20 protein-coding genes are annotated in these 21,049 nt (G+C 71.1%); 17 read left to right on the top strand and 3 right to left on the bottom strand.

The window, feature by feature from the left end; genetic code table 11:
• The first annotated feature begins 182 nt into the window (after positions 1-182).
• From IE145_RS28190 to IE145_RS28160, 7 genes are all read left to right on the top strand, one after another.
• The gene (locus tag IE145_RS28190; protein ID WP_189528258.1) at positions 183-1,526 is read left to right on the top strand and encodes a chloride channel protein; all 1,344 of its coding nucleotides are present in this window, start codon (positions 183-185) and stop codon (positions 1,524-1,526) included.
• Between the two features lie 33 nt (positions 1,527-1,559).
• Positions 1,560-2,138 (top strand): XRE family transcriptional regulator, encoded by a 579-nt coding sequence (locus IE145_RS28185; protein ID WP_189528257.1) that lies wholly within the window; start codon positions 1,560-1,562, stop codon positions 2,136-2,138.
• 65 nt (positions 2,139-2,203) lie between these two features.
• Positions 2,204-2,728 carry a GNAT family N-acetyltransferase gene (locus tag IE145_RS28180; RefSeq protein ID WP_189528256.1) on the top strand — a complete coding sequence of 175 codons (525 nt, stop codon included), beginning with the start codon at positions 2,204-2,206 and terminating at the stop codon, positions 2,726-2,728.
• A 51-nt stretch (positions 2,729-2,779) separates the two neighbouring features.
• Complete coding sequence (locus IE145_RS28175) at positions 2,780-3,268, top strand: glutathione peroxidase (RefSeq protein ID WP_189528255.1); 489 nt, start codon at positions 2,780-2,782, stop codon at positions 3,266-3,268.
• Between the two features lie 209 nt (positions 3,269-3,477).
• A complete protein-coding gene (locus tag IE145_RS28170) occupies positions 3,478-4,776 on the top strand; it encodes a BNR-4 repeat-containing protein (protein WP_189528254.1) in 1,299 nt (432 codons plus the stop codon).
• 57 nt (positions 4,777-4,833) lie between these two features.
• Positions 4,834-5,868, top strand: coding sequence for an acetylxylan esterase (locus IE145_RS28165; RefSeq protein WP_189528253.1), 1,035 nt, complete (start codon positions 4,834-4,836; stop codon positions 5,866-5,868).
• A gap of 59 nt (positions 5,869-5,927) precedes the next feature.
• Entirely contained in the window at positions 5,928-6,716 is a 789-nt protein-coding gene (locus tag IE145_RS28160) for an IclR family transcriptional regulator (RefSeq protein WP_189528252.1), read from the top strand.
• A 72-nt stretch (positions 6,717-6,788) separates the two neighbouring features.
• Here the strand turns inward: IE145_RS28160 and IE145_RS28155 are convergent, their stop codons facing one another.
• Positions 6,789-9,086 carry an FAD-dependent oxidoreductase gene (locus IE145_RS28155; protein ID WP_189528251.1) on the bottom strand — a complete coding sequence of 766 codons (2,298 nt, stop codon included), beginning with the start codon at positions 9,084-9,086 and terminating at the stop codon, positions 6,789-6,791.
• A 345-nt stretch (positions 9,087-9,431) separates the two neighbouring features.
• On the opposite strand from IE145_RS28155, the gene IE145_RS28150 reads away from it, so the two are divergent.
• From IE145_RS28150 to IE145_RS28140, 3 genes are all read left to right on the top strand, one after another.
• Complete coding sequence (locus tag IE145_RS28150) at positions 9,432-10,358, top strand: carbohydrate ABC transporter permease (protein WP_189528250.1); 927 nt, start codon at positions 9,432-9,434, stop codon at positions 10,356-10,358.
• Positions 10,358-11,284: a carbohydrate ABC transporter permease gene (locus IE145_RS28145; protein ID WP_189528249.1), complete on the top strand. Its 927-nt coding sequence runs from the start codon at positions 10,358-10,360 to the stop codon at positions 11,282-11,284. Before IE145_RS28150 ends, IE145_RS28145 begins: the two co-directional genes overlap by 1 nt.
• Positions 11,285-11,351: 67 nt before the next feature.
• On the top strand, positions 11,352-12,653 hold the full coding sequence (locus tag IE145_RS28140; protein WP_189528248.1) for a sugar ABC transporter substrate-binding protein: 1,302 nt from the start codon (positions 11,352-11,354) through the stop codon (positions 12,651-12,653).
• A gap of 64 nt (positions 12,654-12,717) precedes the next feature.
• Here IE145_RS28140 and IE145_RS28135 read toward each other — a convergent pair whose 3' ends face one another.
• The gene (locus IE145_RS28135) at positions 12,718-13,944 is read right to left on the bottom strand and encodes an acyl-CoA dehydrogenase family protein (RefSeq protein WP_189528247.1); all 1,227 of its coding nucleotides are present in this window, start codon (positions 13,942-13,944) and stop codon (positions 12,718-12,720) included.
• Between the two features lie 185 nt (positions 13,945-14,129).
• Between IE145_RS28135 and IE145_RS28130 the strand changes: the two genes are divergently transcribed.
• Positions 14,130-14,804, top strand: coding sequence for a TetR/AcrR family transcriptional regulator (locus tag IE145_RS28130; protein ID WP_189528246.1), 675 nt, complete (start codon positions 14,130-14,132; stop codon positions 14,802-14,804).
• Positions 14,805-14,828: 24 nt separating this feature from the next.
• On the opposite strand, the gene def is transcribed toward IE145_RS28130, so the two are convergent.
• Positions 14,829-15,374: a peptide deformylase gene (def, locus tag IE145_RS28125; protein ID WP_010070005.1), complete on the bottom strand. Its 546-nt coding sequence runs from the start codon at positions 15,372-15,374 to the stop codon at positions 14,829-14,831.
• Positions 15,375-15,487: 113 nt separating this feature from the next.
• Here def and IE145_RS28120 point away from each other — a divergent pair, with 113 nt between their 5' ends.
• The 6 genes from IE145_RS28120 to IE145_RS28095 all read left to right on the top strand — a co-directional run bounded on the left by IE145_RS28120 (position 15,488) and on the right by IE145_RS28095 (position 20,940).
• Positions 15,488-16,726 (top strand): MurT ligase domain-containing protein, encoded by a 1,239-nt coding sequence (locus IE145_RS28120; protein WP_189528245.1) that lies wholly within the window; start codon positions 15,488-15,490, stop codon positions 16,724-16,726.
• A 34-nt stretch (positions 16,727-16,760) separates the two neighbouring features.
• Positions 16,761-17,486, top strand: a complete 726-nt coding sequence (locus tag IE145_RS28115; RefSeq protein ID WP_189528244.1) for a type 1 glutamine amidotransferase — start codon at positions 16,761-16,763, stop codon at positions 17,484-17,486.
• 212 nt (positions 17,487-17,698) lie between these two features.
• Positions 17,699-18,724, top strand: coding sequence for a 6-phosphofructokinase (locus IE145_RS28110; RefSeq protein WP_189528243.1), 1,026 nt, complete (start codon positions 17,699-17,701; stop codon positions 18,722-18,724).
• A 123-nt stretch (positions 18,725-18,847) separates the two neighbouring features.
• The gene (locus IE145_RS28105) at positions 18,848-19,798 is read left to right on the top strand and encodes a cytochrome c oxidase assembly protein (RefSeq protein ID WP_030580484.1); all 951 of its coding nucleotides are present in this window, start codon (positions 18,848-18,850) and stop codon (positions 19,796-19,798) included.
• A gap of 66 nt (positions 19,799-19,864) precedes the next feature.
• Positions 19,865-20,023: a hypothetical protein gene (locus IE145_RS28100; protein ID WP_176711363.1), complete on the top strand. Its 159-nt coding sequence runs from the start codon at positions 19,865-19,867 to the stop codon at positions 20,021-20,023.
• Between the two features lie 200 nt (positions 20,024-20,223).
• Positions 20,224-20,940: a lysophospholipid acyltransferase family protein gene (locus IE145_RS28095; RefSeq protein WP_189528242.1), complete on the top strand. Its 717-nt coding sequence runs from the start codon at positions 20,224-20,226 to the stop codon at positions 20,938-20,940.
• The last annotated feature ends 109 nt before the right edge of the window (positions 20,941-21,049 follow it).

Raw genomic sequence — 21,049 nt, 5'->3', positions numbered from 1 at the left:
CCGCACCGGAGGGTGTGTTCCCGGGGGCGGCGGGCGGCCCGGTCCGCTGCCGCGTGGTATCCCGGCGTGAAGCAGGGAGGGCGCGCGCCCCTCCCGATGTCCGGCGGCCGGGGGCGTGCCGTGCCCGGCCGCCGGGGGGCGCCACCGTTTCCCGACCGTCGTCACGCCGAGGAGCCGAGACCATGCCGACCACCCCTCCGGCCACCCCCCTCGCCGTTCCGGAGGACCCGTACGCGGCGGTCCGCACGCGGAAGTACGCGGGGCTGCTGCTGATGGCGGCCGTACTCGGGGTGCCCGTCTCCGCGATCGCGTTCGGCTTCCTGGCGCTGGTCTCGGAGCTCCAGTCGCTGACGTACACGGAGCTGCCGAAGGCGCTGGGCTTCCACGCGACGCCGTCGTGGTGGCCCGTTCCGCTGCTCGGCGTCGCCGGGCTCCTGGTCGGGCTCGTCGTCCGCCGGCTGCCGGGCGGAGGCGGGCACCGGCCCGCGGAGGGGCTGGTGTCCACCGGCGCCCCGCCCGCGGCGGATCTTCCGGGGGTCGTGCTCGCGGCGCTCGTCTCACTGGGCGTGGGCGCGGTGCTGGGGCCGGAGGCGCCCCTGATCGCCCTGGGCGGGGGGCTGGCCGTCTGGGCGGCGGGCCGTGTCAAGCGGGACCTGTCCCCGGACGCGCGGTCCCTGGTCGGGGCGTCGGGGAGCTTCGCCGCGGTGAGCGCCCTGCTGGGGTCCCCGCTGCTGGGTGCGTTCCTGCTGATGGAGGTGTCGGGGCTGGCCGGGCCGATGCTGGGCGTGGTCCTGGTGCCGGGGCTGCTCTCGGCGGGGATCGGGGCGCTGATCTTCACGGGGCTCGGGTCCTGGACGGGGCTGGGGACGTACTCCCTGACACTGGGCGAGGTGCCCCCGGCGGCCGGTCCTGATGCCGCCGGGTTCGGATGGGCGCTGGTCCTGGGTGTCGCGGCGGCCTTCGCCGGGGCGGGTATCCGCCGGCTGTCGCTGGCCCTCCAGGAACGCGTGGAGCGGCGGACGGTGGTGGCCACGGCGGTGATGGGCCTGGTCGTCGGCGCGCTGGCGCTGGTGTACGCCGAGGGGTCGGGCAAGGACGGCTCCCAGGTGCTGTATTCGGGCGAGCACGAGATGGGCCACCTGCTGTCCGCGAGCGCGGAGTATTCGGTCGCCGCGCTCGTCCTGCTCATCGTCTGCAAGTCGCTCGCCTACTGCGCGTCGCTGAGCTGCTTCCGGGGCGGACCGGTCTTTCCCGCGATGTTCGTGGGCGCGGTGGGCGGTATCGCGCTGTCCCATCTGCCGGGGCTGCAACTCACCGCGGGGTTCGCGATGGGCGTGGGGGCCATGTGCGTGGCGATGCTGCGGCTGCCGATGACCTCGGTGCTCCTGGCGACGCTTCTGCTGGGCAGGGAGGGGCTCACGGTGATGCCGCTGGTGATCGTGGCGGTGGTGGTGGCGTACGTGGTCACTCTCCGGCTGACGCCCGCGCCCGCGGGCCCGGGCGGGGCACGGTCCGGGGCCGTCTAGATCCCTTCCCCGATCAGGGATATGGTCCCGGATATGGGAGAAGCGATCGAGGAGCCGGACCCCGTGGGTGTCCGGCTCGCCGTGCGACTGGCGGACCTGCGCACCGAGCACGGCTGGTCCCTGGACGAGCTGGCCCGGCGCAGCGGGGTGAGCCGGTCGACGCTCTCGCGGCTGGAGCGCTGCGAGGTCAGCCCGACCGCCACGCTGCTCGGGCGGCTGTGCACGGTCTACGGCCGGACGATGTCGCGCCTCCTCATGGAGGTGGAGGCCGAACCACCGCCCCTGGTGCCCGCGGCCCGGCAGACGGTCTGGCGCGACGAGGCGGCCGGGTTCGTCCGGCGGTCGGTCTCGCCGCCGCATCCGGGACTGCGCGCCGAGGTCGTCGAGTCCGTCCTCGATCCAGGGGCGTCGATCGCCTACGAGAACGCACCCGTCCCCGGTGTCGAGCAGCACATCTGGGTAGTGGAAGGCACGGTGGAGGTGACGGTCGCCGAGGTGACGCACACCGTGCGCACCGGCGACTGCCTCCGCTTCCGGCTGCACGGCCCGTCCCGCTTCCACTGCGCGGGGCCGGAGCGGGCCCGTTACGCCCTGCTGATCGTCCTGCCCTGACTCCGGCTCCGCGCCCTTTCCGCTCCGCACCCTTCGACCGTTCCGCTGCGAAAGGACCCCCGCTCATGACCGAGATCGTCCACGTGACCGCCCCTGAGCTGGTCACGTACGCCGATGACCTGGCCGGACTGCTGGTCGAGACCGTCGAGGAGGGTTCCTCGGTGGGCTTCCTGGCCCCGTTGGACCGGGAGACGGCCGCCGTCTGGTGGCGGGAGCGGGCTGCCGCCGTGGAGGCCGGGAGCATCGGCATCTGGATCGCCCGCGAGGGCGGCCGGGTCTCCGGGACGATCGCCCTGGTCCGTGCCCCTCTGCCGAACGCCCGCCACCGCGCGGAGGTCGCCAAGCTGATGGTGCGCCCCTCCGCCCGCGGCCAGGGGCTCGGCGGGGCACTGCTGGCGGCGGTGGAGGAGTACGCGGTGACCGAGGGCATCACGCTGCTGATCCTGGACACCGAGAGCGGCAGCCTGGCCGAGCAGGTCTACTGCGGGGCGGGGTGGAAGAAGATCGGGAGCGTGCCGGGATACGCGGCCGATCCGGCGGGCAGCCTCAAGCCGACGACCTTCTACTACAAGGAGCTCGCCGCTCCGTGAGCGGCGGGCGGCACAATGAGCGGCACCACGCGAGGAACAGGGAGAGCTTTCATGACGCTGCACGACATTCCGCTGCGCACCCTCACGGGCGAGCCGACCACGCTGGGCGCGTACAGCGGCCGGACCGTCCTGGTGGTGAACGTGGCCTCCAAGTGCGGGCTCACCCCGCAGTACGAGGGCCTGGAGCGGTTGCAGCAGAACTACGGGGACCGGGGCCTGACCGTGCTCGGCGTCCCGTGCAACCAGTTCGCCGGGCAGGAGCCGGGGAGCGCGGAGGAGATCCAGACGTTCTGCTCCACGACGTACGGGGTCAGCTTCCCGCTGCTGGAGAAGACCGACGTCAACGGCGACGGGCGGCACCCGCTGTACGCGGAGCTGACGCGGCTGTCGGACGCGGACGGGGAGGCCGGGGACGTCCAGTGGAACTTCGAGAAGTTCGTGATCTCGCCGGCCGGTGAGCCGGTGGCCCGGATCCGTCCGCGCTCCGAGCCCGAGTCCACGGAGGTCGTGGCGGCGATCGAGGCGCACCTGCCGGGCTGAGTGCGCGCGGGGGCGGTCCGGAACTGACGTTCCGGACCGCCCCTTTTTCGTGGGGTCCTTCGGTCGGGCTGGATCACAGAACCCGATGACACACATCAGATGCATCATGTGCAAGTTCTATTCACCCACTGGGATCTGCGGTACATTCCCGCCGGTCACCTCCTCCAGCGCCTGATGCCTCATCCGCCCGCCCCCACCAAGGAGTCACCGTGCGCCGTGCCCCGTCCCGCGCCTTCCTGGCCCCGGCCGCCGTCCTGACGGCCCTCCTCGCCCTGCTCCCGGCCGCCTCTCCGGCCGGCGCAGCCGCCGCTCTCCCCGCTTCCGTCGAGCAGGTCCCCTACGCCATGGACGAGTCCAACCAGGCGGCCTGGTGGACTCCCGCCGCCACCTACAAGGGCCGGGGCCAGTACACCTACTTCGCGTTCAACGAACCCGGCCCCACCGCGGCCACGCACCGCCCGGCAATCGCACGCCGCGATCCCGACGGGGTGTGGAGCCGTCTGCCGCTGCTCACGAAGGACGGGCGGCAGGCGGAGTTCCCCGACGACAACGGGCACAACCAGCCCTCCGTCGCACGGGACGGCAGCGGACGGCTGCATGTGTTCACCTCGATGCACGGTGACACCTGGCGCTACTTCCGCACCGACGCGACGACCGGCCCCGTCACGGATCACTCCGCCGACATGCCCGACCAGGGCCAGGGCGTCACCTATCCGGTCCTGACCACCGCACCCAACGGCGACCTCTATCTCGCCGCCCGCATCGGCAACGGCAGCGACCGCCGCCCCGGCAAGCTCTACCGCTGGGACAACGCGGCCGCCGAGTGGGGCGTCGTCGCGACCTTCGCGTCGGCGCAGTACCGGTCCGTCTACCCGGACGACCTGGCGGTGGACGCCGCCGGAAACATCCACATCCTCTACGAATGGTCCAAGGCACCGTCGTCCGCATTCCGCCACAAGCTCTCCTACCTCCGCCTCGACCCGGACTCCGGCCGTTTCACGGACAGTTCCGGCGCTCCCCTCACCGTGCCGACCACTCCGGACACCGCCGACGTCATCCAGGACTTCACCAGCGGCGAGGAGTGGAGTTCCGACAACACCGGCTACACCGCGGCAGCCGTGCAGAGCGCCAAACTCACCCTGGACGGCTCCACGCCCAAGGTGGCCTACCGCTACCGCTCCGCCGCGAGCGGCGCGAACTTCCATGTCCTCTACGCGTATCCGAGCGCCGGCGGCTGGCGGCGCCAGAGCGTCTACACCGAGGGGCAGACCAGCGCCGCGCTCGGCATCACCTGGGACGAGACCGACGCCAAGCGCGTCTACTACGTGAAGAGCTCCGGGACCGAGCGCGTCTTCGCCGCCACCGAGAAGGACGGCTCCTGGACCTCCGTCTCCGCCGTCCCCGAAGTGAGCACCGACCGGCTGGCCGTACGCCGCGACAGCGACGGGAACGACATCCTCTACCTCCCGGACACCAAGAACCGCCGCCTGCACTACGCGCGCCGCTGACACAGCCACCGCAGCCGGCCCACCACCTCACCACCTCACCACCCGCGAGGAGAGAACGTGTCCCCCCGTCCACCCCTGCCGCAGGACAGCACCCCCGGCCCCCTCCGCCACGGCTTCCCCTTCGACCCCACCCACGGCTACGACCTGCCGCGCCTGCTCTCCATCGGGGCCCCGCCGGAGCCCGACGACTTCGCCGGCTTCTGGCGGGACCGCTACGCCCGGGCGCTCTCCGTCGACCCGGCGCCCCGGATCGAGGGGCCCTGGACCACCCTGGCCGACGTGCGGGTGGCCGACGTCTCCTACACGTCCGCCGACGGGGTCCGGATCGGCGGCTGGCTGACCGTCCCCGCCGACGGCCCCGTCACGCGCGGCTGTGTGGCGGCCCACGGATACGGGGGCCGGGCCGCGCCGGACCCCTGGCAGTGCCCGCCGGGGACCGCGACCATCTGGCCCTGCCTGCGCGGGCTCGGAACGCGGAGCCTGCTGCCCGGAGTCCCGGCCGAGTCGGCCGGGCACGTCCTGCACGGCATCGAGTCGCGGGACTCCGCGCTCCTCGGCGGGTGCGTGGCGGACGTCTGGTGTGCGGCCACGGCACTGGGACGGCTGGTGCCGGAGACCGCGGGCAACCTGACCTTTCTCGGCACGAGTTTCGGCGGCGGCATCGGGGCGCTGGCGCTTCCCTGGGACGACCGTTTCCGGGCCGCCGGACTCACCGTGCCGACCTTCGGCAACCATCCGCTCCGCGTGACCCTGCCGTGCACGGGCAGCGGGGAATCAGTACGCCGGCGGCACGCGGACGACCCGTCGGTGCTGGACGTGCTGGCGTACTTCGACGCGGCGACGGCGGCACGCCACATCCGCGTCCCCGTCCATGTGGGCGCCGCCCTCTTCGATCCCTCGGTCCCCCCGCCCGGGCAGTTCGCCGTGTACGGAGCACTGGCGGGACCTCGCGAGCTGTTCGTGCTCCGGGCGGGCCATTTCGACCACCCGGGGGAACCGGACGAGACGGCGGCCCTGGAGGAGTCGCAGCGCCGCTTTCTGACGGAAGCGGCCCCGGGGCACCAGGCTCGGGCTGATTCGGAGTACGGGTGACCGGTGCACACGCTAAGCTGATGCAGATAGTGCAATAGAATTGCAGGAAGAGGGGGACCATGGCTGGCCGGGCTACCGACGCGGGAACGAACCAGAGCGTCGAACGAGCGGTCTCCGTACTGCGCGCACTCGACTCCGGCCGGCCCGAGCTACGCGTCTCCGACGTCGCCGAGCTCACCGGCCTGGGCTCCTCGACCACCTCACGTCTGCTGTCCACCCTGGAACGCCTCGACATGGTCGAACGCGATCCGGTCAGCAACCTCTACCGCCTCAGCCTCGGCATCCTCCCGCTGGCCGCCACCGCCACCAACCGCCACCCCGTGCACCGGGCCGCGCGGATGGTGCTCCAGGACCTCGCCACCCGCACCGGGCTGGGGGCCAACGTGGCCGTACGCCGGGACGGCGAGCTGATGTTCCTGTGCAACTTCGAGGGCACGCGCGCCCCCAAGTCGTACACCCAGGGCGGCCACACCGCCCCGCTGCACGCCACGAGCATCGGCAAGTGTCTGCTGACCGCTCTCACCCCCGAGCAACGCCGCAAGCTCCTGGGGGACCCTCTCGCGGCGCACACCGAGTACACGACCACCAGCCACGACCTCCTCGACGAGGAGATCGACACCGTGCGGCGCACCGGGTACGCCGTCGAGGCGGAGGAGCGGGCGCTCGGCCGCGCGTCGCTGGCCGCACCCGTCCGCGACGCCTCGGGGGACATCGTCGCGGCCATCTCGCTCTGGGGCCCGACCTCGCTGCTCGGCGAGCGCTCCGACGCCGAGGAGGAACGCCTGGCCCTCGTGCGCGAGGTCATCGAGGCCGCCGACGCCATCAGTCAGGCGCTCGGCGCGCTCTGAGCGGCCGCGGCGAAGGGCCGGTGGGGACCGCTCGGTTCCCACCGGCCCTTCGTCGTCGGGCGGACCGTGCGGTCAGTCCGTCCGGCCGCCGTACGCCTTGAAGGCGACCACGTGCGCGTGCCGTGCCCCGTGCGTCGCGTCGACCACGAGCCGCAGCGCGGAGGTGCGTACGGGGCCGCCGTCCGCGGTCCGCACCGGGTGCACCCGGTGGCGGCGCCGGTTCTCCGTCACCCTCAGCAGCGTGTGCCAGTCACCGGCGGCGTCGCACGCCTGAAGGCGGTAGTCCCGCACCAGCTCCGGCATGACCTCGTACGGGGTGCGGTGACGGTGCAGGTTGTTGAGGTACTCGTCCACGTCGTCGTCGAACACCAGGCGGACCTCGGTGACGTCCTGCTCGTCGTCCCAGTCGAGCCGGAGCCACTCCGCTTCGCCGGCCGGCCCGGAGGACCACATGTGCGGCCCGCCGTAGGGGCGTTGGTACCCGCCCACGGCCCGGGCGGGGCCGAATGCCGCGGTGTCGGGTGCGGCCCGGAAGGCGAAGGTCTGCCGCCGCAGGCCGCGGGCCTGCCATTCCAGGACCGGCTGACCGTCCTCCTCCGGGATGTCGTGGTCGACCGCCGCGTCCCCCTCGGCCTTCCGGCGCAGCGCCAGGACGCCGTCGGTGCGCTCGGGCAGCAGGGTCAGGGCCGTGCCGGCGCAGGCCCGGACGAGGAGGATCACGTTGCCGGAGGTCTCGGGACGGTGGCCGAGACGGGCCGTGACCCAGTGGGGGCCGCCGGGCGGGACCGTGACCGCGGTGGTGAGGAGGTGGTCGGCCGGTACGGCGTTCTCGGCGCGGCCGGTCCCCCACAGCTCGACGGTGAGTTCCCGGGACGCGCCGTCCGGGGCGCCGTGGACGAGGAGGTCGACCGTGTCCAGGGCGGGGTCGACGGGCAGCAGGAGGGCGAGGTCACGGGTGAGGGGGTACGGGGTTCCGGGTGCGGCCGCCGTCGGCTCGGCGGCCAGCCGGGTCAGGCTGGAGGAGGCGCTGACCCGGGCCGTGCGCGCCAGGTTGGCGGGGTCCTCGTCGGCGAGGCCGATCACGGAGGCGTCCTGGCGCAGCAGCGTCCGGTGCACCAGGTCCGGCCGTTCGGTGGCCAGTTGCCTCGGGGTGAGGCCCTCGGCGACGCACAGGGCCGCGGCGGTGCCCGCGGCCTCACCGAGCGTCGCGCAGGTGGCCATGACCCGGGTGGCCCCGAAGGCGATGTGGGTGGCGGAGATGTTGCGCCCGGCGAAGTGCAGGTTCGTCACGTTCGCCGAGTACAGGGAGCGCAGCGGGATGTGGAAGATGCCGTCCGCGTACCGCTGGCGTGCGCCGGGCTCGTCGGCGTACATGCCCTGGACGGGGTGGAGGTCGACGGACCAGCCGCCGAAGGCCACCCGGTCCTCGAACCGGCGCTGCTGGAGGATGTCCTGCTGGGTGAGGACGTGGTCACCGAGGAAGCGCCGGTACTCCCGCTTGCCGGGGAGGCTGCCGACCCACTCCAGGGTGAGGTTGGCCGCGTCCGGGAACCGGCCGGAGTTCTTGATGTGGTCCCAGATTCCCATGATCACGGACTGGAGTTCGTCGCGGATGCGCTCGTTGTCGTGGACGGTGTCGAGCTCGCCGCCCCACTCGATCCACCAGTAGTCGCAGCCGTTGTCCCCGGTGCGCAGGACGCGGTTGCGCAGGATGGGCGTGCTGGAGAGGTCCTTGGCGTGGGCGGGCGGCACGAACTTCACCGGCCGGCCCAGGTCCTTGGTGTGGAAGAGGATCGTGGAGCCGAGGAGCGCCTCGTCCGCCTCCGGCGGCGCCCAGGGCTCGTCGAACTCCGGCCGCCCCTCCCGGCCCGTCCGGTAGCGGGCGCCGACGAGATGGCCGAGCAGACCGTCTCCGGTGCAGTCGAGGAACTGGCGCGCGTGGAAGGTGATGCGGCGCTCCGAGCCCATCATCCAGCCGGTGCAGGAGTGCACCTCGCGGCGGCCGGCGGGGCCGCTCGCCTCGGCCTCGCGCACGTCGGTGTTGAGGAAGAGGTCGATGTTCGGTTCGGCACGGACGGCGTCGAGGACGACCTGGTCCCAGTAGTACGGGTTGCCCTCGGGGTTGCGGTACTGGTTCTCGGTGTACAGCTCGCCCATGATCCCCGTCTCGCGGGCCCAGCGGTGCACGCCGTGTGCGGTGGCGCCGCAGACCCAGACGCGTATCTCGCTGCTGGCGTTGCCGCCGAGGACGGGCCGGTTGTTGACCAGGGCGACGCGCCGGCCGAGCCGGGCCGCGGCGATGGCCGCGCAGGTTCCGGCCAGTCCACCGCCGATCACGGCGATGTCGTAGTGGCCCTCTTCTTCCCGCACGATGCGGCCTCCTTGGTGTGAAGCTCGGGTACTCCCCCGCCGCGGCGGAGACTTCGAACGTACATCACATCCATATTGTGCAACCACTGTTCAGTGAGTGGGATTGGCTGTAAGTTCCGGTTGCGGCAGCCGACCGGGCCGCCGCGCACGGACGGGCGCCCTGACCACAGATCAGACCGGTCCGCCGAGGTCACACGGAACCGGTGACCAATCGCCCCAAAGGGTTGACTCCGTCGCACTATATGGAGAACGATCCCGCATGTTGCAACTTGAGTTCAGTGAAGCTGGGACGGCGTTCACGCACAGGGCCCCGGCGCTCCCGCCACCGTTCGAGAGGACAGACCCATGAGTACGGCCGCACCTCCCCAGAAGGCTCCTCCGCCCCGCGGGCGTACAGGAGCGCGACTGTCCGACGGTGCGTTCGCCCTGCTGCTCACCGCTCCGGGAATCGCCCTCTTCGCGGCGATCATCTTCTATCCGCTGCTGTCCGCCCTGATCACCGGCTTCTTCCGGCAGGACCTGCGCCTCCCGGGCCGGGAGTTCGTCGGCCTGGACAACTTCGCGTACTGGCTGAACGGCGACCTGTTCACCATTCTCGAGCAGACGCTGCTCTTCACCGTCGGCGCGACGCTCGCCCCGTTCGCCATCGGCTTCGCACTCGCGCTCGCACTCAACACCGGCATCAAGGGCAGCGGATTCCTGCGCGGGGTGTTCCTGTTCCCCTGGGTGATCCCGGGCGTGGTCGTCTCCTTCCTCTGGATGTGGATCTTCAACGCGAACTACGGCGTGCTCAACGGCGTCCTCGTCCAGGCCGGGATCATCGAGGAGTCGGTGGCCTGGCTCGGCCGGCCCGGCACCGCGATGCTCGCGGTCATCGTCACCAAGACCTGGGCCAGCTTCCCCTGGATGATGGTGATGCTCCTGGCCGGTCTGCAGACCGTGCCCAGGGAACTGCACGAAGCGGCCTCCATGGACGGGGCGGGCGCCGTCCGGCGCTTCTTCGCCGTCACCTGGCCGCAGGTCCGGGGGGTCGCCTCGATCGTGCTCCTGCTGGAGTTCATCTGGAACTTCCAGCACTTCGACACCATCTACGTGCTCACCGGCGGCGGCCCCGCCGGCACCACGGAGACGTTCGCGACCGCCGTCTACCAGACCGCGTTCAGCGGTTTCGACATCGGCCGGGCCACCGCGCTCGGCGGGCTGTGGATGGTGCTCCTGCTCCTTCTCGTCGTCGTCTACCTCAGGATCACCGAGCGGAAGGGCGACGCCTGATGAGCACCACGTCCACCACCCCCGCCCCCCTGCCCGTCACCGACCGGCCGCGGCCGGTCGCGAAGCGGCCCGGCCCCGCCCCCCGGCGCCGGGTCCGCAAGGACCTGCTGCGGTCGCGGGTCGCCGCGTGGAGCGCGGTCGTCGCCATCGGCGCCTTCGGTCTGCTGCCGGTCTACTGGCTGCTCGCCACCGCGCTGAGCACACCCGACGCGACCTTCCAGTTCCCGCCAAAGCTGATCCCGACCGACCTCACCCTCGGCAACTTCACGGCCCTGGCCGAGAACGACCAGCTGATCTCCTACCTGGTCAACTCGCTGATCGTGGCCTCGATCACCGCCGTGCTGAGCGTGGTCGTGGCCACGTACATGGGCTACTCGTTCTCCAAGTTCCGCTACCGGGGGCGGAAGTCGCTGATGCACATGGTGCTGGCCTCCCAGATGTTCCCCCAGGCCCTTCTGCTGGTGACGCTGTACGCCGTCTTCTCCAGCTTCGGCATGCTCAACACGTACACGGCGCTGGTGCTCTCCTTCACCACGTTCACGATGCCGTTGTGCGTCTGGATGCTGAAGGGGATCTTCGACACCGTGCCGGACGCCCTGCTGGAGGCCGCGAGCATCGACGGCGCGTCCCGGTGGCGGACGCTGCACTCGATCGTGGCGCCGCTGGCCGCTCCGGGCATGATCGCCGCCGGGCTCTTCGCCTTCGTACGCGGCTGGAACGACTTCATCTTCGCGCTGACCCTGGCCGACAAGGAGAAGCAGACGCTGCCTCCCGGGCTCGTCTCCACCTACATCGGCGAGTTCCAGACGGCCTGGCCCCAGCTGATGGCGGCCTCGCTCGTGGTGTCGGTCCCGGTGATCGTCGCCTTCATGTCCCTTCAGCGCTACCTCGTCGGCGGCATGACCGCCGGTTCGGTCAAGAGCTGAACCGGCGGGGCCGGCCCGCCCCGCCCCCATCCGCTTCCCCTCCCGTCCACTGCCCCATGGAGAGACCATGACCACCTCTGGCATCAGCCGGCGCGGCGCGCTGCGCATGTTCGGCATCGGCGCGCTCGGCGTAGCGAGCGCGGGTGTGCTCGGCGCGTGTGCGCCGTCCGGCGCCGGCACCGACGCAGGCGGCGGCGACCCGAAGTCGAAGAACTTCGACTTCACCTCCTGGTCGCTCAACGAAGAGGCCGCCAAGCCCTCGATCGAGAAGATCATCAAGGCGTGGGAGAAGGCCGAGAAGTCGTCCATCCGCGCGGTCTCCTATCCGTACAACGAATACCTCAGCCAGCTCACCCTCAAGCTGGGGGGCGGGGAGACCACGGGCGCGGTGCACCTCGACATCGCCTGGCTCGCGGCGATCGCGCAGATGGGCAGACTGGCCGACGTCGGACCTGCGGCCGCCGGGGGCGGCTACACGGACGTGGCGCTCAAGAGCGGTGTCTACGACGGCACGCAGTACGGGCTGCCGTGGAACATCGGGTCGATCGGAGTGATCGCCAACTCCAAGCTGCTGAAGAAGGCCGGGATCGAGAAGCACCCAGCCACCATCGAGGAGTTCGAGGACGCGCTGCGGGAGCTGAAGGGGCTCGGCGAGGGCGTCGTGCCGTACGCCGCCGCCACCAAGGTCGCGCAGCTCAAGGACATCTTCCCGTGGATGCAGACCTTCGGCTGCACGCTGTACGAGGGCGGGAAGGTGACCATAGGCGACGACGCCTCGGTCGATGCGGTCGCCTGGTACAAGAAGCTGCACGACGCGAAGCTGATCGCCGCCGACGTGGACCGCTTCGACGCACGCGCCCTGTTCGGGCAGGGCAAGGCCGCCTTCTACGACGACGCGATCATCGGCAAGGGCGTGACGTCGGCCCAGTCGAAGGACAAGACGCTGGCCGCCGCCATGCAGCCGGTGGAACGGCCGGTGCTGAAGGCCGGGGACACCCCGCAGGCACTGCTGTGGGGCGGGGTGATCGCGATCGTGAAGGGCAAGGGCCAGGACGCGGCGACCGAGTTCGCGCTGCACACCACGACCGACCGGGCCACCACCTCCGAGTACTTCGCGGCACGCGCGCTGCCTCCGTCCACCACCGCGGGGCTGGCCGCGCCGGAGGTCGCCAAGGACGCCTTCACGACGGAGTGGACCGAGAAGATCACCAGGACCGCGACCGGCAGTCCCTTCTGGCAGTTCGCCCAGAGCACGCAGATCGACGAGGCCGTGGCCAAGCACGTGCAGGCCGTCCTCGTCGGCAGGGAGAAGCCGAAGGACGCGATGAAGGAGGCGCGCGAGGAGGTCACCGCGCTCATCAAGCGCTGAGCCCGGCCGCCGCTCCTCCACGAGGAGCGGCGGCCCTTGCCCCGTCCGGACGGGGCCGGCGTCCTCAGCGGATCGGCATGCCCGAGAGCGTGCGGGCGATGACCAGGCGCTGGATCTCGCTGGTGCCCTCGAAGATGGTGTAGATGGCCGCGTCGCGGTGCATGCGCTCGACGGGGTACTCACGGGTGAAGCCGTTGCCGCCGAGGATCTGGATCGCCTGCGCGGTGACGTCCCGGGCGGTCTCGCTCGCGTACAGCTTCGACATGGAGCCCTCGGCCGAGGTGAACGGCTTGCCGGTGGTGGCCATCCAGGAGGCGCGCCAGACCAGCAGCCGGGCCGCGTCGATGCGGGTGCGCATGTCGGCGAGCTGGAAGGCGATGCCCTGGTTGTCGATGATCGGGCGGCCGAACTGGCTGCGGGTCTTCGCGTAGTCGAGGGCGACCTCGTAGGCGGCTCGGGCGGTGCCGACGGCCATGGCGCCGACGGCCGGGCGGGAGGCCTCGAAGGTGGCCATCGCCACGTTCTTGACCCGCTCGCCCCCCGCCTTGGCGCGCTCCCGGGCGCGGGCGAGGCGCTCATCGAGCTTCTCCTTGCCGCCGAGCAGGCAGTGGCCGGGGACGCGGACGTCCTCCAGGACCACCTCGGCGGTGTGCGAGGCCCGGATGCCGTGCTTCTTGAACTTCTGGCCCTGGGAGAGGCCGGGGGTGTCCGGGGGCACGATGAAGGAGGCGTGGCCCTTGGAGCCGATGTCGGGGTCGACGACGGCGACGACGACGTGGACGTTGGCTATGCCGCCGTTGGTCGCCCAGGTCTTGGTGCCGTTGAGGACCCACTCGTCCTTGGCCTCGTCGTAGACGGCCCGGGTGCGCATCGAGGCGACGTCGGACCCGGCGTCGGGCTCGGAGGAGCAGAAGGCGGCGACCTTCACGTCGTCGGCGTCGCCGTACATCTGCGGGATCCAGGTGCCGATCTGCTCCTCGGTGCCGTTGGCGAGGACGCCGACGGCCGCCAGGCCCGTACCGACGATCGACAGGGCGATGCCAGCGTCGCCCCAGAAGAGCTCCTCCATAGCCATGGGGATGCCCAGACCCGTAGGGTCGAAGAACTGCTGGGCGTAGAAGTCCAGGGAGTAGATGCCGACCTTGGCCGCTTCCTGGATGACGGGCCAGGGCGTTTCCTCACGCTCGTCCCACTCGGCGGCGGCGGGGCGGATGACATCCGCCGCGAAGCCGTGGAGCCACTCCTTGACCTGCTTCTGGTCGTCGTTGAGCTCAAGCGTGAACTCGGCCATGTTTCCCCTCCAGGCACTGCGGCGAAAACCATGTGTTACTCGCGGTAACAACAGTCTGTTACCGGCAAGTAGGTACTGTCAACCGTCATGGAGCCGATCCGGCCCCCGCCGCGTGGAGTGTTACGTTGCGCGGGCGTGCAGGAGCGGTGCGACGGCACCGCGTGGCCAGGGGTGGGAGAGACGACATGGAGACCGCACGAAGCTCCGAGCGACAGCGGACCGCGGCCGAGCGCCGCCGCCGCGAGTTGCTGGAAGCGGCGGACCGGGTGGTGCTCAGGGACGGACCGCAGGCCTCGATGAACGCCATCGCCGCCGAGGCCGGCATCACCAAGCCGATCCTCTACCGCCACTTCGGGGACAAGGGCGGCCTCTACCGCGCGCTGGCCAAGCGCCACACCGACGCCCTGCTCAGCGCGTTGCGCGCCGCCCTGGACGCGCCCGCCGAGCGGCGGGCCCGGGTGGAGTCCACGCTCGACACCTATCTCGCCGCCATCGAGGCCCGCCCGCAGGTCTACCGCTTCCTGATGCACCCCGCCGACGGAGCCGCCGACACCGCCGACGCCTCCCCCACCGCCGAGCAGGGCTTCGACGTCGGCCGGCACTCCGCACCGCTGCTGCGCCGCCTCGGCGAGGAACTGGGCCAGGTGATCGTCGAGCGGGTGGACCTGGGGCCGGACAGCGAGCAGATGGCCCGCATCTGGGGCCACGGGATCGTCGGCATGATGCACGCGGCGGGCGACTGGTGGCTCGCCGACCGGCCCTGCTCCCGCGAGCGTCTGGTGAGCAGCCTCGCCGATCTGCTGTGGGGACGGCTGGCGGAGGCGGGCGACCGCGACGTCAAGGGCGGCCCGGGGTTCTGAACGCCCCGCCGGGCCCTGGCCGGATCAGCCCTGCCGCGCCCAGGGAGCCCGGCGCGCCGCGCGCAGCAGCCGGGAGCGCCGCAGCCCGGTGAGCCGGTCGGGGTAGACGGTGCCCTCCAGGTGGTCGCACTCGTGCTGGAGGCACCGGGCGAACCATCCCGTCCCGGCGATCCGGACCGGTTCGCCGGTCATCGTCAGGCCCTCGACGACCGCGTGGTCGAAGCGTTCCGTGCCCGCTTCCAGACCTGGAAGTGACAGACAGCCCTCCGGTCCGCGTACGGTGAGTCCGTCCGCCTCGACCAGTTCGGGATTGACCACGTGTCCCAGATGGCGGACATCGTCGTCGTCCGGGCAGTCGTAGACGAACACCTTGAGCGGGACGCCGATCTGGTTGGCGGCGAGCCCGACACCCTGTGCGGCGTACATCGTGGCGAACATGTCCTCGATCAGCTTCGCGAGCGACGGGCCGAAATCGGTGACGTCCTCGCAGGGCCGGTGGAGCAACGGGTCGCCGAGCAGACTCATCTCACGGACGAGTCCGGAACTGCCGGGGATCGGGCGGTTTCGCATGGCGGCAAGCGTACGTTCCGCCGGGCCGGGCGATTCCCGTGGTGCCGCGGTGCGGCCGGTGCGGCGGACATCGATAGGCTGGGCGCGGACCGATGCAAGGAGGATCTAGGACGATGGCAGGCAACACGGAGCCGTTGTCGCCGCGGGCCAAACTGGCCGTGACGGCGGGCAAGGCCGCGGCGGCGGTGTCACGCGCCGCGGGGCGGGGCAGCGGATCGGTGATCGGCGGCCGGGTGGCGCTCAAACTCGACCCCGACCTGCTGGGGCGGCTGGCGCAGCACCTGGACGTGATCCTCGTGTCGGCGACGAACGGCAAGACGACCACCACGCGGCTGATCGCCGAGGCGCTGCGGGCCGCCGGGCCCGTCGTGTCGAACGCGCTCGGCGCCAACATGCCCGCGGGCATCACCTCGGCGCTGGCCGGCGGCTCGGACGCGAAGTTCGGCGTGATCGAGGTCGACGAGAAGTATCTGGCCGGGGTGGCCCGGGACACCACACCCAAGGCCATCGCGCTGCTCAACCTCTCCCGCGACCAGCTGGACCGCGCGGCGGAGACCCGGATGATGGCCGAGCACTGGCGCGAGGGCCTGTCCGGCTCGAAGGCCGTGATCATCGCCAACGCGGACGACCCGCTGGTCGTCTGGGCGGCCTCCTCCTCGTCCAACGTGGTGTGGGTGGCGGCCGGTCAGGCGTGGAAGGACGACGCCTGGTCCTGCCCGTCCTGCGGCGGTGTGATGCAGCGTCCGGGCGACGACTGGTTCTGCGGGCAGTGCGGCTTCCGCCGCCCCGCCCCGAGCTGGGCGCTGAACGGCGACTACGTCCTGGACCCGCACGGTTCGGCGTGGCCGATCCACCTCCAGCTGCCCGGCCGCGCCAACAAGGCGAACGCCGCCAGCTCGGCCGCCGTGGCCGCCGTCTTCGGTGTGCCGCCGCAGGTCGCGCTGGAGCGGATGTACCAGGTGCAGGCGGTCGCCGGACGGTACGACGTCGTCACCTTCAACAACCGTGAGCTGCGGCTCCTGCTGGCGAAGAACCCGGCCGGCTGGCTGGAGACGTTCTCGCTGATCGACCCGCCGCCGACGCCGGTGATCCTCTCGGTGAACGCCCGCGGCGCGGACGGCACGGACACCTCCTGGCTGTGGGACGTGGACTACACCCAGCTGGCCGGGCACCCGATCTTCGTGCTCGGCGACCGGAAGCTGGACCTCGCGGTCCGTCTCGAAGTGGCCGGTCTCGACTTCCGGGTCTGCGAGAACCTCGACGAGGCCGTGCAGTACGCCCCGCCCGGCCGCATCGAGGTCATCGCCAACTACACCGCCTTCCAGGATCTGCGCCGCCGTGTCGGCAACTGACCCCGGCCCCGGCCATCTCCGGAGAGGACGAAGTATGAACAACGGTCTGCGTCTGGTCTGGGTCTACCCCGACCTGCTCAGCACCTACGGGGACCAGGGCAACGCCCTGGTCGTGGAACGGCGGGCCCGGCAGCGCGGTCTGGACGTGCAGCGCGTCGACGTGCGCAGCGACCAGCCGGTGCCGACGTCCGGCGACATCTATCTGATCGGCGGCGGCGAGGACCGGCCGCAGCGGCTCGCGGCGGAGCGGCTGCGCCGCGACGGCGGGCTGGCCCGGGCCGCGTCCAACGGCGCGATCATCTTCTCGGTCTGCGCGGGCTACCAGATCCTCGGCCACGAGTTCGTCAACGACCTCGGTGAGCGCGAGCAGGGCCTCGGTCTGCTCGACGTGGTCTCCACCCGCGGCGAGGGTGCGCGGTGCGTCGGCGACGTCCTCGCGGACATCGACCCGCAGCTGGGGCTGCCGCCCCTGACCGGGTTCGAGAACCACCAGGGCGTCACTCATCTCGGCCCGACGGCACGGCCGTTCGCCCGGGTGCAGCTCGGCCGGGGCAACGGCACCGGGGACGGCACGGAGGGCGCGTACAACGACACGGTCTTCGGGACGTACATGCACGGTCCGGTGATGGCCCGCAACCCGCAGATCGCCGATCTGCTGCTGAAGCTGGCCCTCGACGTGAACGCGCTGCCGCCGACCGACGACCGCTGGTACGAGGCGCTGCGCGCCGAGCGGATGGCCTCGGCGACCCAGCCCGCCTGAGGCACATTCCGCTCGCATGAGCAAAGCCCTCCTGAGGGGGCTGACGCTCGGTTGAGCAGCGGCCCGCCTGAGGGGTTTTCCGCTCGGTTGAGCGAAGTCCACCAGGCGGACGGCCGGTTCGGTCCCGCCACCCTGCGCCGGTAGGGTGGCGGGGATCCAACCGGACGGCGTGGTCCGGTCATCGATTTACACGTTGCAAAGGTTTCCGGGCCATGCGCATTGGCGTACTCACCTCCGGCGGCGACTGCCCCGGCCTCAACGCCGTCATCCGTTCCGTCGTGCACCGCGCGGTGGTGGACCACGGCGACGAGGTCATCGGCTTCCACGACGGCTGGAAGGGCCTGCTGGAGGCGGACTACCGCAAGCTCGACCTCGACGCGGTGGGCGGCATCCTGGCCCGCGGCGGCACGATCCTCGGCTCCTCCCGGGTCCAGCCCGCGCATCTGCGCGACGGGGTGGAGCGCGCCCGCGGTCATGTCGCGGACCTCGGCCTGGACGCCATCATCCCGATCGGCGGCGAGGGCACGCTGAAGGCCGCCAGCCTCCTCTCCGAGGCCGGGCTGCCCATCGTCGGGGTCCCCAAGACCATCGACAACGACATCGCCTCCACCGACGTCACCTTCGGCTTCGACACCGCCGTCGGTGTCGCGACCGAGGCGCTGGACCGGCTGAAGACCACCGCCGAGTCGCACCAGCGGGTGCTGATCGTGGAGGTCATGGGCCGTCACACCGGCTGGATCGCCCTGCACTCCGGCATGGCCGCCGGCGCCCACGCGATCGTGGTGCCCGAGCGCCCCTTCGACATCGACGAGCTGACCGAGCTGGTCGGCAAGCGGTTCTCGGCGGGCAAGAAGTTCGCCATCGTCGTGGTCGCCGAGGGCGCCAAGCCGCGCGAGGGCTCCATGCAGTTCGAGCAGGGCGTCAAGGACATCTACGGCCACGAGCGGTTCGCCGGGGTGGCCACGCAGCTCTCCGGCGAGCTGGAGCAGCGGCTCGGCAAGGAGGCCCGCCCGGTCATCCTCGGCCACGTCCAGCGCGGCGGCACGCCGACCGCGTACGACCGCGTCCTCGCGACCCGGTTCGGCTGGCACGCGGTGGAGGCGGCGCACCGGGGCGAGTTCGGGATGCTGACCGCGCTGCGCGCCACGGACATCGTGATGGCCCCGCTGGCGGAGGCGGTCGAGACGCTGAAGACGGTCCCGGCCGAGCGGTACGCCGAGGCGGAGTGCGTGCTCTAGAACACCTCGCCAGGACACGTCCTGCCAGAACTGCCCCCGGCCGCGAGCGCGGCCGGGGGCAGTTCTACTCTGGACCGGACAACCGGCACGAAACGGGGACGTGTCCCCATCGGGAGTGAACAGATGGATCACAGCGGGCACGGCATGAACATGGATCTGCCGCCGTTCACGCTGGGACGGGGGCTGGAGCTCTCCGTCGAACCGTTCTTCCTGACCGGCTGCGTCCTGGCGCTCGCCCTGTACGGGTACGGCGTGGTGCGGCTGCGTCGGCGCGGGGACGGCTGGCCGGTGAGCCGGATCGTGTTCTTCACGGTGGGCGTGCTGAGCATCGCGCTGGTGATGTGCACCAAGCTCAACGACTACGGCATGGTCATGTTCAGCGTGCACATGGTGCAGCACATGGTGATCAGCATGCTGTCGCCGATCCTGCTGCTGCTCGGCGCCCCGGTGACGCTGGCGCTGCGCGCGCTGCCGCCGGCCGGCCGGGGGCGGACCGGGCCGCGCGAACTGCTGCTGAAGCTGCTGCACAGCCGGTACATGAAGATCATCACGCATCCGGTGTTCACGATCCCGCTGTTCATCGCGAGCCTCTACGCGCTCTACTTCACGCCGATCTTCGACTTCCTGATGGGCTCCAAGCCGGGCCACATCGGCATGATGGTGCACTTCCTCGCGGTCGGCCTGGTCTTCTTCTGGCCGATCATGGGCGTGGACCCGGGTCCGCACCGCCCCGGCTATGTGATGCGGATGCTGGAGCTGTTCGCCGGGATGCCGTTCCACGCGTTCTTCGGGATCGCGCTGATGATGGCGTCGACGCCGATGGTGAAGACGTACGAGAATCCGCCCGCCTCGCTGGGCATCGACGCCCTGAGCGACCAGAACTGGGCGGGCGGCATCGCCTGGGCGTTCAGCGAGATCCCCTCGGTGCTGGTGCTGATCGCGCTGGTCTACCAGTGGTACAACTCCGAGCAGCGTGCCGCCCGGCGCTCGGACCGGGCCGCCGACCGGGACGGCGACAAGGAGCTGGCGGCGTACAACGCCTATCTCGCGTCCTTGCAGGCGCGCGGACAGTAGCGCGGAGGGCGCATCCGGGGTGACCATGGGGGTAACGGCCGCGCGGCCGACGAGGAGCGTGCGCGCATGTCCGGATCGACGAAGACCATGGGATACCTGACCGTCGGGGCGCTGGTCGCGGTGACCGCGTACACGGTGGCGCTGGGAAGCAGCGGCTGGCTCTGGTTCGGCTGGGTGGTGCTGGGACTGTGCACCATCGGCATGCTGGCCACACAGGACACCTGAGGCATCACGGGGAGTGAACACCCCTCGACGTCACGGCGGATGACCACGCCTGACGGACCCGGAGGCGGGTACGAGCCGGAAGACCGGTTCGCTACGGTCGCACGGTGGTGCCGGGGCCCTACGGCTGGGGCCCCGGCACCACCATGACCTGGTAGATACGAGTCCTGAGTCGGCCCGGCAGAGCGAGGTGCACCCGCACGGTGTTTTATTACGTCCTGAAGTATGTCGTTCTGGGCCCTGTGCTGCGGCTGCTGTTCCGGCCCCGGATCGAGGGTCTGGAAAGCATCCCGGAGGAGGGCGCGGCGATCGTCGCGGGCAACCATCTCTCCTTCTCCGACCATTTCCTGATGCCGGCCATCATCAAGCGCCGCATCACCTTTCTGGCGAAGGCCGAATACTTCACGGGCCCGGGGATCAAGGGCCGGCTGACGGCCGCCTTCTTCCGCAGCGCGGGACAGATCCCGGTGGACCGGTCCGGCAAGGACGCCGGGCAGGCGGCGATCCGTGAAGGGCTCGGCGTGCTGGACAAGGGCGAGCTGCTGGGGATCTATCCCGAGGGCACCCGCTCGCACGACGGCCGGCTCTACAAGGGCAAGGTCGGGGTCGCGGTGATGGCGATCACCGCGCAGGTGCCGGTGATCCCCTGCGCGATGGTCGGCACCTTCGAGATCCAGCCGCCCGGCCAGGTCCTGCCGAAGATCAAGCGGGTCGAGATCCGCTTCGGCGAGCAGCTGGACTTCTCCCGCTACGCGGGCATGGAGAACCAGAAGGCGGCGATCCGGGCGGTGACGGACGAGATCATGTACGCGATCCTCGAACTCTCCGGCCAGGAGTACGTGGACGAGTACGCGGCCAAGGTGAAGGCGGCCGAGCAGGCCGCCGCGCCGCCGAGGAAGTTCCCGAAGCTACGCCGCTGAGGGCGAATTCGCCACCGGCAAAGCGGCCTCGTCCCGGCGGGCGCGCTCCCCTAGAGATCGTCTTCAAAGGTCAGATCCAGAGCAGGATTGAGGCGATGGTGACGGCCGC

Origin of the sequence: Streptomyces sindenensis (assembly GCF_014649035.1) — a bacterium.
Taxonomy (GTDB): domain Bacteria; phylum Actinomycetota; class Actinomycetes; order Streptomycetales; family Streptomycetaceae; genus Streptomyces; species Streptomyces sindenensis.
Note: the sequence above shows the minus strand (reverse complement) of the source record. Positions and strands in the feature narration are given on the sequence as shown.

What these genes read in the sequence shown, in the direction of transcription:
- IE145_RS28190 (WP_189528258.1), top strand. Translation starts at nt 183, where the DNA reads ATGCCGACCACCCCTCCGGCCACCCCCCTCGCCGTTCCGGAGGACCCG.
- IE145_RS28185 (WP_189528257.1), top strand. Translation starts at nt 1,560, where the DNA reads ATGGGAGAAGCGATCGAGGAGCCGGACCCCGTGGGTGTCCGGCTCGCC.
- IE145_RS28180 (WP_189528256.1), top strand. Translation starts at nt 2,204, where the DNA reads ATGACCGAGATCGTCCACGTGACCGCCCCTGAGCTGGTCACGTACGCC.
- IE145_RS28175 (WP_189528255.1), top strand. Translation starts at nt 2,780, where the DNA reads ATGACGCTGCACGACATTCCGCTGCGCACCCTCACGGGCGAGCCGACC.
- IE145_RS28160 (WP_189528252.1), top strand. Translation starts at nt 5,928, where the DNA reads ATGGCTGGCCGGGCTACCGACGCGGGAACGAACCAGAGCGTCGAACGA.
- IE145_RS28150 (WP_189528250.1), top strand. Translation starts at nt 9,432, where the DNA reads ATGAGTACGGCCGCACCTCCCCAGAAGGCTCCTCCGCCCCGCGGGCGT.
- IE145_RS28145 (WP_189528249.1), top strand. Translation starts at nt 10,358, where the DNA reads ATGAGCACCACGTCCACCACCCCCGCCCCCCTGCCCGTCACCGACCGG.
- IE145_RS28140 (WP_189528248.1), top strand. Translation starts at nt 11,352, where the DNA reads ATGACCACCTCTGGCATCAGCCGGCGCGGCGCGCTGCGCATGTTCGGC.
- IE145_RS28135 (WP_189528247.1), bottom strand. Translation starts at nt 13,944, where the DNA reads ATGGCCGAGTTCACGCTTGAGCTCAACGACGACCAGAAGCAGGTCAAG.
- IE145_RS28130 (WP_189528246.1), top strand. Translation starts at nt 14,130, where the DNA reads ATGGAGACCGCACGAAGCTCCGAGCGACAGCGGACCGCGGCCGAGCGC.
- def (WP_010070005.1), bottom strand. Translation starts at nt 15,374, where the DNA reads ATGCGAAACCGCCCGATCCCCGGCAGTTCCGGACTCGTCCGTGAGATG.
- IE145_RS28120 (WP_189528245.1), top strand. Translation starts at nt 15,488, where the DNA reads ATGGCAGGCAACACGGAGCCGTTGTCGCCGCGGGCCAAACTGGCCGTG.
- IE145_RS28115 (WP_189528244.1), top strand. Translation starts at nt 16,761, where the DNA reads ATGAACAACGGTCTGCGTCTGGTCTGGGTCTACCCCGACCTGCTCAGC.
- IE145_RS28110 (WP_189528243.1), top strand. Translation starts at nt 17,699, where the DNA reads ATGCGCATTGGCGTACTCACCTCCGGCGGCGACTGCCCCGGCCTCAAC.
- IE145_RS28105 (WP_030580484.1), top strand. Translation starts at nt 18,848, where the DNA reads ATGGATCACAGCGGGCACGGCATGAACATGGATCTGCCGCCGTTCACG.
- IE145_RS28100 (WP_176711363.1), top strand. Translation starts at nt 19,865, where the DNA reads ATGTCCGGATCGACGAAGACCATGGGATACCTGACCGTCGGGGCGCTG.